General features: G+C 64.6%; 15 protein-coding genes. 6 read left to right on the top strand and 9 right to left on the bottom strand.

Annotation, left to right across the window (positions count from 1 at the left end):
- The 3 genes from paaB to BGK68_RS01060 form a co-directional block, all read right to left on the bottom strand.
- Entirely contained in the window at positions 1 to 285 is a 285-nt protein-coding gene (gene paaB / locus BGK68_RS01070) for a 1,2-phenylacetyl-CoA epoxidase subunit PaaB (RefSeq protein ID WP_006461548.1), read from the bottom strand.
- A gap of 86 nt (positions 286 to 371) precedes the next feature.
- Entirely contained in the window at positions 372 to 1358 is a 987-nt protein-coding gene (gene paaA / locus BGK68_RS01065; protein WP_075255545.1) for a 1,2-phenylacetyl-CoA epoxidase subunit PaaA, read from the bottom strand.
- 118 nt (positions 1359 to 1476) lie between these two features.
- A complete protein-coding gene (locus tag BGK68_RS01060) occupies positions 1477 to 2079 on the bottom strand; it encodes a phenylacetic acid degradation protein PaaY (protein ID WP_075255544.1) in 603 nt (200 codons plus the stop codon).
- A 312-nt stretch (positions 2080 to 2391) separates the two neighbouring features.
- Between BGK68_RS01060 and BGK68_RS01055 the strand changes: the two genes are divergently transcribed.
- From BGK68_RS01055 to BGK68_RS01030, 6 genes are all read left to right on the top strand, one after another.
- Entirely contained in the window at positions 2392 to 3012 is a 621-nt protein-coding gene (locus BGK68_RS01055; RefSeq protein WP_075255543.1) for a TetR/AcrR family transcriptional regulator, read from the top strand.
- A 72-nt stretch (positions 3013 to 3084) separates the two neighbouring features.
- Positions 3085 to 4230 (top strand): ABC transporter substrate-binding protein, encoded by a 1146-nt coding sequence (locus tag BGK68_RS01050; protein WP_075259642.1) that lies wholly within the window; start codon positions 3085 to 3087, stop codon positions 4228 to 4230.
- Between the two features lie 278 nt (positions 4231 to 4508).
- Complete coding sequence (gene paaZ / locus BGK68_RS01045) at positions 4509 to 6569, top strand: phenylacetic acid degradation bifunctional protein PaaZ (RefSeq protein ID WP_075255542.1); 2061 nt, start codon at positions 4509 to 4511, stop codon at positions 6567 to 6569.
- Between the two features lie 121 nt (positions 6570 to 6690).
- A complete protein-coding gene (locus BGK68_RS01040) occupies positions 6691 to 7743 on the top strand; it encodes a branched-chain amino acid ABC transporter permease (RefSeq protein ID WP_075255541.1) in 1053 nt (350 codons plus the stop codon).
- Between the two features lie 10 nt (positions 7744 to 7753).
- A complete protein-coding gene (locus BGK68_RS01035; RefSeq protein ID WP_075255540.1) occupies positions 7754 to 9544 on the top strand; it encodes a branched-chain amino acid ABC transporter ATP-binding protein/permease in 1791 nt (596 codons plus the stop codon).
- A complete protein-coding gene (locus BGK68_RS01030; protein ID WP_083657697.1) occupies positions 9544 to 10374 on the top strand; it encodes an ABC transporter ATP-binding protein in 831 nt (276 codons plus the stop codon). The genes BGK68_RS01035 and BGK68_RS01030 overlap by 1 nt, the downstream gene beginning before the upstream one ends.
- On the opposite strand, the gene BGK68_RS01025 is transcribed toward BGK68_RS01030, so the two are convergent.
- The 6 genes from BGK68_RS01025 to BGK68_RS01000 form a co-directional block, all read right to left on the bottom strand.
- A complete protein-coding gene (locus BGK68_RS01025; RefSeq protein ID WP_075255539.1) occupies positions 10353 to 11474 on the bottom strand; it encodes a Fic family protein in 1122 nt (373 codons plus the stop codon). The genes BGK68_RS01030 and BGK68_RS01025 overlap by 22 nt on opposite strands.
- A 150-nt stretch (positions 11475 to 11624) precedes the next feature.
- Positions 11625 to 12956 (bottom strand): purine-cytosine permease family protein, encoded by a 1332-nt coding sequence (locus BGK68_RS01020; protein WP_075255538.1) that lies wholly within the window; start codon positions 12954 to 12956, stop codon positions 11625 to 11627.
- Between the two features lie 167 nt (positions 12957 to 13123).
- A complete protein-coding gene (locus tag BGK68_RS01015; protein WP_075255537.1) occupies positions 13124 to 14101 on the bottom strand; it encodes a 5-oxoprolinase subunit C family protein in 978 nt (325 codons plus the stop codon).
- Positions 14091 to 14990, bottom strand: a complete 900-nt coding sequence (locus BGK68_RS01010) for a 5-oxoprolinase subunit B family protein (RefSeq protein WP_075255536.1) — start codon at positions 14988 to 14990, stop codon at positions 14091 to 14093. The genes BGK68_RS01015 and BGK68_RS01010 overlap by 11 nt, the downstream gene beginning before the upstream one ends.
- Before the next feature lies 1 nt (position 14991).
- Complete coding sequence (locus BGK68_RS01005) at positions 14992 to 16380, bottom strand: acetyl-CoA carboxylase biotin carboxylase subunit (RefSeq protein ID WP_075255535.1); 1389 nt, start codon at positions 16378 to 16380, stop codon at positions 14992 to 14994.
- Positions 16381 to 16390: 10 nt separating this feature from the next.
- Positions 16391 to 16639, bottom strand: a complete 249-nt coding sequence (locus BGK68_RS01000; protein ID WP_075255534.1) for an acetyl-CoA carboxylase — start codon at positions 16637 to 16639, stop codon at positions 16391 to 16393.
- Positions 16640 to 16660: the final 21 nt, after the last annotated feature.

Genomic DNA, 16660 nt, shown 5'->3' with positions numbered 1-16660 from the left:
TTACAGGTTCTTCAGCTCGGCCGGCATGGGGAAGAAGGTCGGGTGGCGATACACCTTGCTGTTGGACGGCTCGAACAGCGGGGCCTTGTCGCCCGGGCTGGAAGAGACGATGTCGGCGGCGCGCACCACCCAGATGCCCACGCCTTCATTGCGGCGGGTATAGACGTCGCGGGCATTGTTGATGGCCATTTCGCCATCGGGGGCGTGCAGGCTGCCGACGTGTTTGTGGGCCAGACCGTGCTGGCTGCGGATGAAGACTTCCCAGAGAGGCCATTCCTTGCTCATGATGGTGTTCCTTGTTGGCGGGCCGCCATGCTGCGGCCACTGGCATTGTTGTGAGATGAAGCGGTTCGGAAATTGCGGTTCGGCCTTCAGGCCGCCTTGCGCGTGGCGCGCTTGTCGGCATGCGCCACCAGCGCATCGCGGAACCAGGCGCCGTCGTCGTAGGCCTTCTTGCGCGTGGCCAGGCGCTCGCGATTGCAGGGGCCATTGCCGCGCAGGACGTTGTGGAATTCGTCCCAGTTGATTTCGCCGAAGTCATAGCGGCCACGTTCTTCGTTCCACTTGAGATCGGGGTCCGGCACGGTCAGGCCCAGGTATTCGATCTGCGGGATGGTCTGGTCCACCATGCGCTGGCGCAGTTCATCATTGGAAAACAGCTTGATGCGCCATTGCATCGATTGCGCGCTGTTGACCGATTCGGCATCGGAGGGGCCGAACATCATCAGCGCCGGCCACCACCAGCGGTTCAGCGCATCCTGCGCCATCTGCTTCTGCTCGGGCGTGCCGCGGCACAGCGCCAGCATGATGTCGTAGCCCTGGCGGGCGTGGAAGGATTCCTCCTTGCAGACCCGCACCATGGCGCGCGAATAGGGACCATAGGAGCAGCGGCACAGCGGGATCTGGTTGATGATGGCCGAGCCATCCACCAGCCAGCCGATGGCGCCCATGTCGGCCCAGCTCAGGGCGGGATAGTTGAAGATGCTGGAATACTTGGCGCGGCCGGCGTGCAGTTCGTCCAGCAGGTCGTCGCGCGACACGCCCAGGGTTTCGGCGGCGCTGTAGAGATACAGGCCATGGCCGGCCTCGTCCTGGATCTTGGCCATCAGGATGGCCTTGCGCTGCAGTGTCGGTGCACGCGTGACCCAGTTGCCCTCGGGCAGCTGGCCGACGATTTCCGAGTGGGCGTGTTGCGAGATCTGGCGCACCAGCGTCTTGCGATACGCCTCCGGCATCCAGTCCTTGGGTTCGATCTTCACGCCTGCCTCGATGCGGGCCTGGAAGGCGCGTTCTTCGGGCGACATGTCGTCCAGGCCGCGCACCTTGGACAGGCCGGTTTCTACCATTTGTGCGTACATGCTGCTTCTCCATCAAAGGGTTGCACGCTGAGCGACGGGCGAACGAGGTCCTGGCCGCATTGGCCCGCTTCAGGTGGGTGTATCCAAAAACTAAAAGACGTATCGGCGGCCTGGCCCGCTAGGCCCGCCGCGCCGCAATCAGCGGTTCGACGAAGGGGGCGGCCAGCGCTGGCCGGTTCTCTTCGATCTGGGACAAAGGGCTGACTTCGCGCAGGCTCGCCAGGCAACGCACGGTCAGGTCCTGGTAGATGCGGGTGCCGGCTTGCTTCCATGCCATCTCATCGGCCGTCAGCTCGCGCACTACCTTGGCCGGCAGGCCCGCGGCCAGCGTGCGCGGCGGCACCTGCATGCCGGCGCGCACGAAGGCGCAGGCCGCCACGATGGCCTGTTCGCCCACCACGGCTTCATCCATGACCACCGCGTTCATGCCCACCAGCGCATCGCGCCGCACCGTGCAGCTGTGCAGCACGGCGCCATGGCCGATGTGGCCGTTTTCTTCCACCACGGTGTCATGGCCGGGGAAACCGTGGATCACGCAGGTGTCCTGCACATTGGCGCCACGCTGCAGCACGATGCGGCCGAAGTCGCCGCGCAGGCAGGCCGTCGGCCCGACATAGCAGTCCGGTCCGATGATGACGTCGCCGATCAGCACCGCCGTGGGATGAACGTAGGCGCTCGGGTCCACCACCGGGATCACGCCTTCTATCGAGTAACAAGGCACCGCGTCTCCTTTTGCAGGCCCGCCCGGTGGGCGGCCTGCCTTGTCGTTGGCAACGTTGCAGGGGCTGCTTTTGGTCGGATAAGTCCGGAAAAAAAGCATTTGCCTGTCGCTGTTTTTTAGGGAATAATAATTTCGACCGACCGGTTGGTCAATAATGTTTTCGAAGTTTTTTCTGACCGTGTCAAAGATGCATCGCAAAAAGAGCAGGACAGAGCAGGGCGGCTGTAACGGACAGAGAGGGCCGATGTTTCTTAAGAGTTTTGATTTGCGGCACAATCATGACTTTGCAGAAATATCGAAGAGGACGTGCATATGCCCAGGAAGCGTGCGGCGGGATACGACAACCAGCGCGAGACCATCGTCGAACAGGCCGCGGCCTTGTTCGCCCGCAATGGTTTCGTGGGCACCTCGATGAACGAGGTGGCCCTGGCCTGCGGCCTGTCCAAGGCCTCGCTGTATCACTATTTTGCCGACAAGCATCAGTTGCTGGTGCATATCTGCGAAGACCACATCGACCGTCTGTGTGCGCTGGTCGATGAGGTGGCGCAGCAGGATCTGGCGCCGGAGCCGCGCTTGCGGCTGCTGGTGCAGCGTTTCGTGGAGGAGTACCGCGACGCGCAGAACGAGCATCGGGTGCTTACCGAAGACGTGCGCTTCCTGGAACCGGGAGACCAGAAGCGCATCCTCAACGGCGAGCGCAAGGTGGTCAAGGCCGTGGCCGACGCCATGAGCGCGGTGCGGCCCGAGCTGGATCGCAGCCGTATGGCCAAGCCGTTGGCGATGCTGCTGTTCGGCATGATCAACTGGATGTTCATGTGGTTGAAGCCCGATGGCGAGCTCACCCATGAACGCATGGCGGTGGTCGTGTCCGATCTGTTGTTCGGTGGTATCGGCGCCGTGGGCCTGGACGGCGCGGGAAAGAAGAAACGATGACGTGAGCCCTTGATCGGTAGCGTCATTGCAGGCATGCAGCACCACAATGACAACATCATCAAGGAGACCTCCATGCAGTTTGCTCGCCCCTTGCTCGCGCTGGCACTGGCCGGCTGCGCGCTTGCCGCACGCGCTGACATCAATGTCGGCGTCACCGTTTCCACCACCGGTCCGGCGGCTTCGCTGGGCATCCCCGAGAAGAACACCATCGCACTGCTGCCCGCGACCATCGCCGGGCAGAAGATCAACTACATCATCCTCGACGACGCTTCCGACACTACGCAGGCGGTCAAGAATGCGCGCCGCTTCGTGTCCGAAAACAATGTGGACGTCATCATCGGCTCCTCGGTGAGCCCCAACTCGATCTCCATGACCGAAGTGGCCGCCGACGCGCAGACCCCGATGATCTCGCTGGCCGCTGCCGCGCGTATCGTCGAGCCCATGGATGCGAAAAAGAAATGGGTCTTCAAGACGCCGCAGAACGACATCATGATGTCGCTGGCGATCGCCCGCGACATGGTGGCGCGCGGCTACAAGCGCATCGCCTTCATTGGCTATTCCAATGCCTATGGCGAAGGCTGGTACGAGGAATTCAAGAAGGCCGCCGGCTTGAAGAAGCTGGAACTGGTGGCCAATGAACGCTTCGCCCCCACCGACAGTTCGACCACTGCGCAAGCGTTGAAGCTGGTCTCGGCCAAGCCCGACGCCATCCTCATCGCCGCCTCCGGCACGCCCGCGGTGGTGCCGCAGCGCGCCCTGAAGGACCGCGGCTTCAAGGGCCAGATCTACCAGACCCACGGCGTGGCCAATGCCGACTTCCTGCGCGTGGGCGGCAAGATGCTCGACGGCACGCTGCTGCCTGCCGGCCCGGTGCTGGTCGCTGCGCAGCTGCCGGCCTCCAATCCTATCCGCAAGGTGGCGCTGGACTACACCGCCAAGTATGAAGCGGCACATGGCAAGGGTAGCGTCTCGCTCTTCGGCGGCTACGCCTGGGACGCCGGCGTGCTGTTGCAATCGGCCATCCCCGTGGCCTTGAAGGGCGCCAAGCCGGGCACGCCGGAATTCCGCGCCGCCCTGCGCGATGCACTGGAAGCGACCAAGGAAGTCACGGGCGTGCATGGCGTCTACACCATGTCCTCCACCGATCACCTGGGGCTGGACCAGCGCGCTGCGGTGATGGTCAAGATCGTTGATGGGGCTTGGCAATACCAGCCCTGACCACCCAAAACGAATACGCTCGCGCACCGCAAACCGTTCGACCCGAGTAGGCCCTATGGGCCGTATCGAAGGCGCTGCGGAGGTCACACGCCGGAGCGCCCCTTCGACGGGCTCAGGACAGGCTTCGATACGCGGCTACGCCGCTACTCAGGTCGAACGGCCGGTGGTGACGGATGTAATAGCCGCGGCGCTTCATTGAACCATTCCTATGTTGCGGGTCGCAGCTGCCGCTGCCCAATTTTGTAAAGCTCATCCACTATGCAAATCAGGAGTCCCCGATGACCGCCCGTCTCCCTCTGCTCCAGAGTTTCATCGCCGGCCGCTGGTTCGGTGAAAGCCCGGCCCAGGCTCTGCACAGCGCAGTCAATGGCCACACCGTCGCCAGCATCCACCAGGAATCCATCGACTTCGGCGAAGCGCTGGAACACGCCCGCAAGACGGGCCTGCCTGCGCTCATGGCGCTGGACTTCCAGCAACGCGCCGCGATCCTCAAGGCCCTGGCCAAGTACCTGATGGAGCACAAGGAAGTCCTGTACGCGGTCTCTGCCCATACCGGCGCGACCCGCGCCGACAGCTGGATCGATATCGAAGGCGGCAGCGGCACGCTGTTCACCTATGCGAGCATAGGCGCCAATGAATTTCCTTCGTCCAACCTGGTCCACGAAGGCCCGGCCATGCCGCTGGGCAAGCAGGGCCGCTTTGCCGGCACCCACATCCTGGTGCCGCGCGGCGGCGTGGCGGTCCACATCAATGCCTTCAATTTCCCGGTCTGGGGCATGCTGGAAAAATTCGCCCCCACCTTCCTGGCCGGCATGCCATGCATCGTCAAGCCCGCCACCGCCACCAGCTACCTGGCCGAGGCAGCGGTACAGCTGATCCAGCAATCGGGCCTGCTGCCCGAAGGCAGCCTGCAACTGGTCATCGGCAGCACCGGCGATCTGCTGGATCGCCTGCAGGCCCAGGACGTGGTGACCTTCACCGGCTCGGCCGATACCGCAGCCAAGCTGCGCGCGCACCCCAACCTGATCGCCAACTCTATCCCCTTCAATGCCGAAGCCGATTCGCTGAACTGCGCCATCCTCGGCCCCGATCTCACCGCCGACGATGAAGAGTTCGATCTCTTCGTCAAGGAAGTGGCGCGCGAGATGACCACCAAGGCCGGCCAGAAGTGCACGGCCATCCGCCGCGCCATCGTGCCGCGCCGGCACATCGATGCGGTCGCCGAAAGACTGGCCGCTCGCCTCTCGAAGATCGTGGTCGGCGATCCCGCACTGGAAGCGGTGCGCATGGGGCCGCTGGCCTCGCGCGCACAGCAGCGCGATGTGGAAGAACGTGTGGCCTTGCTCAAGCACAGCGCCGATGTCATCCTCGGCGCCGGCAGCGCCTTCGCACCGCAAGGTCAGGGCGTGGGCGAGGGCGCTTTCTTCGCGCCCACGCTGCTGCTGGCCCGTGATACCGCGGCGGGCAGCCCGGTGCATGAAGTGGAAGCCTTCGGTCCGGTCAGCACGCTCATGCCCTATGACGATCTCGACGAAGCCCTGGCCCTGGCCGCACGCGGACGCGGCAGCCTGGTGGCCAGCCTGGTCACGCGCACGCCAGCGGTGGCCGCGCGCGCCATTCCGGTGGCCGCTGCCTGGCATGGTCGCCTGCTGGTGCTGGACCGCGAAGCCGCACCGGAATCCACCGGCCACGGTTCGCCCTTGCCGCAACTCAAGCACGGCGGCCCTGGCCGCGCCGGCGGCGGCGAGGAACTGGGCGGCTCGCGCGCCGTGAAGCACTACCTGCAACGCACGGCCGTGCAGGGTTCGCCGACCATGCTGGCCGCCGTCGTGGGCGAGCACGTGCGTGGCGCACAGGTGCGCGAATCAGGCATCCATCCCTTCCGTCATTACTTCGAAGACCTGCAGATCGGTGACTCGCTGAGCACCCATCGCCGCACCGTCACCGAAGCCGACATCGTCAATTTCGGCTGCCTCTCGGGCGACCATTTCTACATGCACTTCGACGAGATCGCCGCCCGCCAGTCGCCCTTCGGCAAGCGCATCGCGCATGGCTACTTCGTGCTCTCGGCGGCCGCCGGCCTGTTCGTCTCGCCCGCGCCGGGCCCGGTGCTGGCCAACTATGGACTGGATACGCTGCGCTTCGTCAAGCCGGTGGGCATCGGCGACACCATCTCGGCGCGCCTGACCTGCAAGCGCAAGATCGACCGCAACAAGAAGGATGCCAATGGCCAGGGCCAGGGCGTGGTGGCCTGGGATGTGGAGGTGAGCAACCAGGACGGCGATCTGGTGGCCTCCTACGACATCCTCACGTTGGTGGCCAAGAAGCCCCTGGACTGAATGCTGTGGGCCGGATCATGCGCCAAATGATCTAAAAAATATAAAAGGTTCAGCAAGGACCAACGACATCCACGGCCAGCCGCAGCACAGACTGCGGCAGCCGGAACGAACAGGAGGAGACATGGATACAAGCATTTTGACCGTGCTGATCCAGGACGGCATCACGACCGGCGCGATCTATGCGCTGCTGTCGCTGGCGCTGGTGCTGGTGTTTTCAGTCACGCGGGTGATTTTCCTGCCGCAGGGCGAATTCGTCGCCTTCGGCGCATTGACGCTGGCGGCCATCCAGAACGGACAGGCGCCCGGCACGGCGCTGCTGCTGCTGGCCCTGGGCGCCGTGACCCTGGCCGTCGAGACCGGCAGCGCGCTGCGCCTGGCGCAGACGCGTGCGCGCCTGCTGCGCCGCCTGCCGCTGCTGCTGGCCACGCACCTCGGCTTGCCCTTGGCGATCCTTGCCTTGACGCGCTATCTCGACCTGCAGACGCTGGCCATGCCATGGCAGATCCTGCTGGCGCTGTTGATCGTGGTGCCGATGGGGCCGATGATCTACCGCGTGGCCTATCAGCCGCTGGCGCACTCCAGCGTGCTGGTGCTGCTGATCGTCTCGCTGGGCGTGCACTTGGCCATGGTCGGCCTGGGCCTGCTGATGTTCGGTCCCGAAGGAACCAACACCAGGCCGTTCACCGAGATGCAGTTCAATCTCGGCGAGAGTCCAGTCTCGGGCCAGAGCGTGATCGTGCTGATCACGGTGGCCGCACTCATTGCCGTGATCTATCTCTTCTTCGAACGTACGCTGACCGGCAAGGCCCTGCGCGCCACCGCCGTCAACCGGCTCGGGGCGCGCCTGGTCGGGGTAGGCATCAACCAGGCCGGCAAGCTCTCCTTCGGGATGGCGGCGGGGATCGGGGCGCTGTGCGGCATCCTGATTGCGCCCTTTACCATCGTCAACTACGAGTCCGGTTTCATCATCGCGCTCAAGGGCTTTGTCGGTGCGATCTTTGGCGGACTGGCCAGCTATCCGATTGCGGCGCTGGGGTCGGTATCGGTCGGCCTGATCGAAAGCTTCTCTTCCTTCTGGGCCAGCGCCTACAAGGAATTGATCGTCTTCACCGTCATCATCCCCATCCTGCTGTGGCGCTCGCTGACCAGCCACCATATCGACGAAGAAGCCTGAGGACGCCGCCATGACTGCATTCACATCGCATCGCGCCGCGCTGCCGGCCTTGTTTTTCGCCATCGTGCTGGCCCTGCCGCAACTGGGCCTGCCGCCCTTCTGGGTGACGCTGCTGTCCTACGTCGGCCTGTATGCCATCGTCGCGCTCGGCCTGGTGCTGCTCACCGGCGTGGCCGGGCTGATCTCGTTCGGCCAGGCGGCCTTCGTCGGCATTGGCGCCTACACCACTGCCTATCTCACGACGCAGTTCGGACTCTCGCCCTGGATCGGCCTGCTGGCCGGCATTGCGCTGACCGCATGCTCGGCCTTCCTGATCGGCTCGCTCACCATGCGCATTTCCGGCCACTACCTGCCGCTGTCCACGATCGCCTGGGGCCTGTCCTTGTACTACCTGTTCGGCAACCTGGAGATACTGGGCAAGCATGACGGCATCAACGGCATTCCCGTCATCACCATCGGCAGCGTTGAATTCGGCAATGGCGCATCGATGTACCTGTTGATCTGGGTGGTGCTGATCCTGGCGCTGGTCTCGGTGGTCAACTTTCTCGATTCGCGCGCGGGTCGCGCCGTGCGCGCCCTGCGCTTCGGTACCGTGATGCCCGAAGCCATGGGCGTGGACACGGCCCGGCTGAAGATCGTCATCTTCGTCTATGCCGCCGTGCTGGCCGGCATCTCCGGCTGGCTCTACGCCCACCTGCAACAGGCCGTCAATCCCACGCCATTTGGCCTGAAGTATGGCATCGACTACCTGCTCATGGTGGTGGTCGGCGGTGCTGGTCATGTGTGGGGGGCGATCCTGGGCGCGGGCCTGCTGGCGGTGCTGAGCAACTTCCTGCAGGAGTGGTTGCCTAGCGTGCTCGGCACGGGCGGCAATTTCGAAGCCATTGTCTTTGGCATCGCCCTGGTGATCTTCCTGCAGTTCGCCAACGAAGGACTGTGGCCGCGCCTGCAGGCGCGCTTTGGCCGCCGCCGGCCACGCCGCCTGCCCGCTGACGCCGCGCCGCTGGCGCAGATGGCCAAGCCAGCGCGCGGCGAAGTGATCCTCGAGGTCGAGGCGGCGCGCAAGCAGTTTGGCGGGCTGGTCGCGGTCAATGATGTGAGCTTCTCGGTCAAGGCCGGCGAGATCGTCGGCCTGATCGGACCGAACGGAGCGGGCAAGTCCACCACCTTCAACCTCGTCACGGGCGTGCTCTCCATTACCAGCGGCAAGCTCAATTATCGTGGCCAGTCGCTGGCGGGATTGTCTTCCCGCGACATCTCCAGCCGCGGCATCGCCCGCACCTTCCAGCACGTGCGGCTGGTGCCGGGCATGAGCGTGCTGGAAAACGCCGCCATGGGCGCATTCCGGCGCGGCCAGTTCGCGCCGCAGCGTGGCATCCTGGCCAGCCTCTTGCGCGCCAACCGCGAGGAAGAAGCGCGCATCCTCAGCGAAGCGCGGCGGCAGCTGGAACGCGTCGGCCTCGGTGATCTGGTCGACCGGCCTGCCGGCAGCCTGGCGCTGGGGCAGCAACGCATTCTGGAAATCGCCCGCGCGCTCTGCTGCGATCCGGCCCTGCTGCTGCTCGATGAGCCTGCAGCCGGCCTGCGTCTGAAAGAGAAGGAGGCGCTGGCCGCCTTGCTGGACAAGCTGCGCGGGGAAGGGATGGCGGTGCTGCTGGTGGAGCACGACATGGACTTCGTGATGCAATTGACCGACCACATCGTGGTCATGGAATTCGGCACCAAGATTGCCGAGGGCACGCCGGCCCAGATCCAGGTCCACCCGGCCGTGCTGGAAGCCTATCTGGGAGGAGCCCAATGATGACCGTCGCCACCATGATGCCCCATGCCAGCGCCGAGCCCGAGGTGCGCGCCACGACTGCACCGGTGCTCCTGGAAGTCAGCGGCCTGTCGGCGCGCTATGGCAAGGTAGCGGCCTTGACCGATACGGCGCTGTCGCTGCGCGCCGGCCAGATCGTGACCGTCATCGGCCCCAATGGCGCGGGCAAGTCGACCCTGCTCAACGCCATGATGGGAGCGCTGCCCAGCGGCGCAGCGGCCAGCGGACGGATCGCTTTTCAAGGCGAGGACGTGAGCCAGATGGAAGTGGAAGAGCGCGTGGCGCGCGGGCTGTCGCTGGTGCCGGAAAAGCGTGAATTATTTACCAGCATGACGGTGGAAGACAATCTGCTGCTGGGGGCCTACAAGCGGCGTCGCAATGGCGAGTCGGGCTATCTGGACCAGCAGGATTTCGTGTACACGCTGTTCCCGCGCTTGAAGGAGCGGCGCAAGCAGGCTGCCGGTACGCTCTCCGGCGGCGAGCGCCAGATGCTGGCGGTGGGCCGCGCGCTGATGGCCAAGCCGCAGGTGCTGATGCTGGACGAGCCTAGCCTGGGATTGGCGCCCTTGATCACCAGGGAGATTCTTTCCATCATCAGCCAGCTGCGCAGTACGGGCGTGGCGACCTTGCTGGTGGAACAGAATGCACGGGCGGCCTTGCAGGTGGCCGACTACGGCTATGTGCTGGAGATGGGGGAGATCGTCTGCGCAGGGCCGGCGGGGGTGCTGGCGGAGGATAGGCGGATCGTGGAAAGTTATCTGGGGGTCGGGCGGGAGTCGGCGGAGCTGATTCAGCGCAGGGTGAGTTCGTAACTTGTGCTGCGGCCGCCAGCGGTAGAGCGTTGCAGCAGATCCAGCGCAACCAGTTCATTGAGATCGCGCAGGGCGGTGTCGGAAGAGCATTTCGCCAGCGCCGCCCATTTGCTGCTGGTGAGTTTGCCCTCGAAACCATCCAGCAGACGATTGAGTACTTTGACCTGGCGGACATTGAGTGGCGTACCGGCGATCCTTTGCCAGAAGCGCGCTTTCACCAGCACGCCATCCAGCGTGCGATGGGCCTGGTTCACCGCTGCCAGTAGCGTCTGCAGGAACCACAGCAGCCAGGGGGTGACATCCATGTCGCCCTTTTGCGTGCGCTCCAGGATGTCGTAATAGGCCTTGCGTTCACGCTGGATTTGCGCCGACAGGCTATAGAAGCGCTGGGGGCTGCCATCGGCGCGGGCGAGCAGCAAGTCGCCGACGGCGCGTGCGATGCGTCCGTTCCCATCATCAAAAGGATGCAGGGTGACGAACCATAGATGCCCCAGGCCGGCGCGCAGCAGGGCAGGCTCGGCGGGCTTGGCGGTATTGATCCAGTTGAGCAGGCGCGTCACTTCGCGCGCCAGCCGTCGAGCGGGGGGCGCTTCATAATGGACTTTCTGACGGTGCAGTGGTCCGGAGACCACCTGCATCGGTCCCTGGGCGTCATCGCGCCAGTCGCCGACGATGATTTCGCTCAGCCCCGAATAGCCGGTCGGGAACAAGGCCGCGTGCCAAGCGAAGAGACGTTTGGCAGTCAGTGGCTTGTGATGATGCGTGGTGGCGTCGAAGATCATGTCCACCACCCCTTCGACGTGTCGGTCCACTGGCGCCAGCGCGCCGATATCGACGCCCAGGCGGCGCGCCACGGAAGAGCGCACCGAGGCCAGATTCAACTGCTCGCCCTCGATGGCGCTGGTTTTCAGGACGTCATCGGTCAGGGCCAGCAGGTTGGCTTCGTCGCGCAACCCGAGTCCCACATCGGCCAGCCGGCCCAGTAGTAGACCCTGCGCATGGCTCACCTGGGCCAGTGGCTCGGCCAGGATGTCCAGGTCGTAGCGCCAATGGGGCCAATCGGGAGCCTGCCAGAGGTAGGTATAATCACCGCTATTCATGCGGTGATTATGCGGGGGATTCGCCGCAGAGACAAGGGGCTGCAAAGCGGCTCTGGCGGACAGGAATTTCTTGCTGCGCTACCCAAATGGGAACATCCTCGTGAAAAAAAGGACGTCTCGTGAGCGCCCTTGTGTGTTGATGGAACGGAATCAATCCGCTGTCTGCAAAGTCTTTCCCGCCCGCCCGCGCTGCTGCCACAAGGCATACACCCCCATCGACACCACAAAGGTCAGCGGTGCCGACAGTGACTGCCAGAAGCCCGCCATCTCCATCAGCACGAAGCCCAGCAGTACGCCGCAGAACCAGGCGCCCAGACCGCAGCGGTTGATGCCAGGCGCACCGTCTGCGGCGGCGCCATGATCGCCCACGGTGAGGATATGCGCCAGCGCCACGCCGACCCAGGCCACCACGAACACGCCCTGGTAGGCCAGGGCCTTGAGCAGGTAGGAGAACACGTCCGCCAGCATCAGCGCATAGACCACTGCACCGACGACAATCGCCCACACCAGGCGCGATGCATGCAGGCCCAGCAGGTTGCCGACGAAGGCCTGCATGTTGACGGTGGCCAGGTAGTAGTTGGCGGTGTTGATGCGGGTCTGCGTGACCCAGACGAAGAGCAATCCCCAGAAGCCCATCAGCTTGAGAATGGCCATCACCACCGAGACCTCGGACAAGGGACCATCCTGCGGAATGCTGCTGGCCAGGTAGATGCCGGCTGCGCCATTGAGCAGGATGGTGACCAGGTAGAAGGGCATGCCGAAATTGAAGCGGCCATGATAGGCCGCATCTTCAGGCTTGCCGAAACGGGCATAGTCGAAGGTGAACATCATCAGCACCCATACGCCCATGTAATACGTGAAGCAGCTCCACCAGCCATCGGCCGGCGGCATGGCCGGGCCGAAGTCCAGCCACTGCGGCTGGTAGCCATACTGGCTCACCGCCAGCACCAGCGCCATCAGCAGGCCCAGCAGGTAGAACGGCAGCAGCACCCCATTGAACTTGTCCAGCCAGTGCTGCACGCTGCCGAAGACCAGCGGCACGCTGTAGAGCACCACGATGAGCGCGGCCAGCGGATAGAGCAGAGTGGGATAGAGGTGATGCAGCGCCACCGCGATCACCGAACCCTCGAAGACGGCGTAATAGATCGCCGTGGAAAAGAAGATCAGCGTGGCCAGCGAGGCGCCCAGCCGTCCGAACAGGATGCGCGAGAACAAGGCCACCGAGAGCCCGGTGCGCATGGCGTAACGGCTGATGCAGGCATTGATGAGACCATAGCTGATGACCGAGAGGACCATCCCGATCAAGGCATTGCGCGCCCCATAGGCCAGCGCCAGCGATGCGCCCACGACGATGTAGAAGATCGCGCTGCAGACGGCCCACCAGGCCATCGTCAGCGAGAGCTTGCCCATGCGCGCGCTGGCAGGCAGGCTGTGGGTGGAGAGATCGATTTCCTTGTTCTGTGTTTGTGATAGACCGGCCATGTCAGTTTCTCCAGAGACGTTGAAGCGATGAGTCGATGAGGCGATGAGAGGCAAACGTAACTGCCAGGACGAACTGCGACAGCGAAAGGCGCGTCCTGCCCGGCGGGTGCCGGCAGGCAGCCACCGGGAGATGGACATCCAACGGTTGGATGCGCGGGGTGACGGGCTCAGTTGTCCAGGAAACGGTCCAGACGCTGGAAGCGCTGCTGGTATTGGCGTCTGGCCTCCAGCGCCTGCTCCAGCGTCACGCGGACGAACTGCGCCTTGTGGTTGGGTTGCAGCTGCCCGATCAGATCGAGGTCGGCGCTGATGACGGTGCCGATGGTGGCGTACCCACCGCCGGAGACCGCATCGCGCAACAGCACGATGGGCTCCAGGCCGCCGGGGATCTGGATCGAGCCGATGGGATAGCAGGCATCGACGATGTTGGAGGGGTCCGAGCCCGCACCGAAGGGTTGTTCGCGTGGCCTGAATTGCATCGCCTGGCCGCCCTTGAAGCGGTAGCCGATGCGGTCCGCTTCCGACCCGACGGTCCAGGTATCGGCAAAGAAGCGCTCCACTGCCTCATCGGTGAGACGGCGTATATACAGCCCAGGCACCACGCGCAGCGTGGCTTCGCGGTCGTACACCGGCACCAGCGACAGCGGCAGGGCGCGGCCTTCAATGGCCTTCGATGATGCGCGCCCCAGCGGCAGTTCGTCGTCCTTGGCCAGCTTGCGTCCCTGCCATCCGCCCAGCGCGCCGAGAGCGTAGGTAGAGCGGCTCTCCAGCACCACCGGCACATCGATGCCACCCGCGATGGCGATATAGCTGCGCGCGCCAGTCTTGGGGTAGTCCAGGCTCAGTACCTGTCCGCAGCGCACCATGAAGGCGGTATCGAGCGGGCGTTCGCTGCCATCCACGCGGGGCTGCATGCGCGCACCGGTGACGGCCACCAGGGCATCGCACTGGAATTCCAGCTGCGGTCCCAGCAGGCTGCATTCCAGCGCCGAGGTGGCGGCGGCGTTGCCCACCAGCAGGTTGGCGCTGCGCAGGGCGTACTGGTCCAGCGCGCCGGAGGGCGGGATGCCCAGATGGTAGTAGCCTTCGCGGCCACCGTCCTGCACCGAGGTCGCCAGGCCGGGCTGTTTCACCTTAATGGTCATGGAGGGCCTCCTTGAGAGCGTGGATGCAGGTCTGGGGATCGGCCTGGAAGGCATCGAGATCGAAGCTGGCGGGACGGATGCGCAGGTCGAAGCGACCGCTCTCTACCGCCGCGATGGCGGCGTCATACTCGGTGCGGTCGATGGGCTTGAATTGCACGATATCCCCGGCGCGGAAGAACACCATCGATTCCTGCAGATAGGGCAGGCCCTGTTGCGGATCGTAGATGGGTGCGGGGGTGACGCCGAACATCTGGTATCCACCGGCGCCGCGCACCGAGTAGATGCAGCCGAAGCAGCCGCCGTGGCCCAGTGTCAGCTTGGGCGTGTCGGTGCGCGGGCGCAGGTATTTGGGGACTTGCAGCTGCTTGTCCTGTTCGACCATCTGGTACATGAAGGGCAGGCCGGCCACGAAACCGACCATGGAAACGAACCAGGGCGTGCCGCTATGGGCGGCGATAAAGGACTGCACTTGCTCATAGCCATTGACGCGCGCGGCGTATTGCAGGTCGGTGGAGGCAGGATCCTGATGACGGTCGCGGAAGCGCGCCTGCGTTTCATTGGTCCAGGGATCGTCATACAGTACAGGCACTTCGATGATGCGCGTGTCGATGCGGCGCTCGGCGGTGGTGCTGCTCTCCAGTGCCTTGAGTTGTTCCAGCAGAGCGAGCGGATGGATCAGGTCGGGATTGAAGCGGATCTGGAAGGAGGCATTGGCCAGGCATACATCCAGCACGCCGGGCAAGGCCAGTTTCTCCACTGCGCGGGTGATGGCCATGGCGCGGAAGAAAGCTTCCAGTGACATCGATTCGGAGACCTCCGCAAAGAGGTGTTCGTCGCCCGCAATGCTGTAGCGGATGGGCGTGGCAGGCGTGGTCTGTAGGCGATTCATCTCAGGCCTCCTCAAATTGCGCGGCGCGGGTCGCTGCGCGCTCGGCCAGCCAGATTTCGAGGGTGCCGGTATCGAAGCGCGCTGTCTGCAGGCGTGCATCTTCCAGCAGCCACTGGTGCAGCGGCAAGGTGGTGGCCATACCGCTCAGGCGCGTGGCGGCGACGGCGGCCTGGGCGCGCTCGATGGCCTCGCACCGGTCGTCTCCATGCACTACCAGCTTGGCCAGCAGCGAATCGTAGTAAGGCGGAACGCGATAGCCGGCATAGAGATGGCTCTCCACGCGGATGCCTTCGCCTTGTGGCCAGTGCAGCTCGGTCACTGTGCCGGGGCTGGGGAAGAAGTCGCGCTCAGGATCTTCGGCATTGATGCGCATCTCCAGCGCCGCGCCCCGCATGTGGATGTCGGCTTGCTGCAAGCCCAGCGGCTCACCGCCGGCGATGCGCAGCATGGCCTGGACCAGGTCGATGCCGGTGATCATTTCGGTGACGGGGTGTTCGACCTGGATGCGGGTATTCATCTCGATGAAGAAGAACTCGCCGCTCTCATCATCGAACAGGTATTCCAGCGTGCCCGCGCCGCGATAGTGTAGCCGCTCGGCCAGCCGCACTGCGCTCGCGCACAGGGCCTGCCGCTGTTCTGGCAAGAGGATGGGCGAGGGGGCTTCTTCGAAGACCTTCTGGCGACGCCGTTGCAGCGAGCATTCGCGTTCGAACAGATGGACGGCGCGTTGACCATCGCCCAGGATCTGCACTTCGATGTGGCGCGCCCGGCGGATGAAGCGTTCCAGATACACGGCGCCCGAGCCGAAGGCGGCTTGGGCCTCGCCTTGCGCGATCGGGAATTCCCGCGCCAGTTCGGCGGCGTTGCGCGCCATGCGGATACCGCGCCCGCCGCCGCCCGCCGATGCCTTGATCAGCAGGGGATAGCCGATCCGCTTGGCACAGGCCCGCGCTGCGGTGAGATCGTCGAGTTCTCCGGGCGAGCCCGGCACCACCGGCACACCGGCGGCGGCAGCGGTACGGCGCGCCTCGGCCTTGTCGCCCATGCGGCGGATGGTGTCGGCCTCTGGTCCCACGAAGATCAGTCCGGCGGCAGTCACTGCTTCTGCGAAGGCGGCGTTCTCGGAGAGAAAGCCGTAGCCGGGATGGATGGCGTTGGCGCCACTGTCGCGCGCCGCTTTAAGCAAGGCTTCCACGTTGAGATAGCTGCGGTCGGCGCGGGCCGGACCGATGATGCGGACTTCATCGGCCATGCGGGCGGCCAGCGAATCGGCATCGGCCTCGCTGCAGGCGGCGACCGTCGGGATACCCAGGGCCTGGGCGGCGCGGATGATGCGCACGGCGATCTCGCCCCGATTGGCGATGAGGAGCTTGCGCAGGGATGTCGTCATGGTGCTGTCCTCAGTCGTCGGTCTCGATCTCGGCGACCAACTGACCAGGTTCGACCGGGTCGCCGTTCTCGACGTGGAAGGCTCGCAGCTTGCCGCTGTGCTCGGCCTGCAATTCCGTAAACTGTTTCATCACTTCGATCAGGCCGATCACCGTGCCGGCCTCGATGTGATCACCTGCCTGGGCATAGGGCGGGGCATCGGGACTGGACCGGCGATAGAAGGTGCCGGGCAAGGGCGACTGCACTTCGTGGACTGCCATGACTGCTCTCCTTCTTGATGA

The organism is Herbaspirillum camelliae, from assembly GCF_001929405.1.
Lineage (GTDB): Bacteria > Pseudomonadota > Gammaproteobacteria > Burkholderiales > Burkholderiaceae_D > Herbaspirillum > Herbaspirillum seropedicae.
The sequence above is the reverse complement of the archived record's forward strand: the minus strand, read 5'-3'. Positions and strand labels throughout refer to the sequence as shown.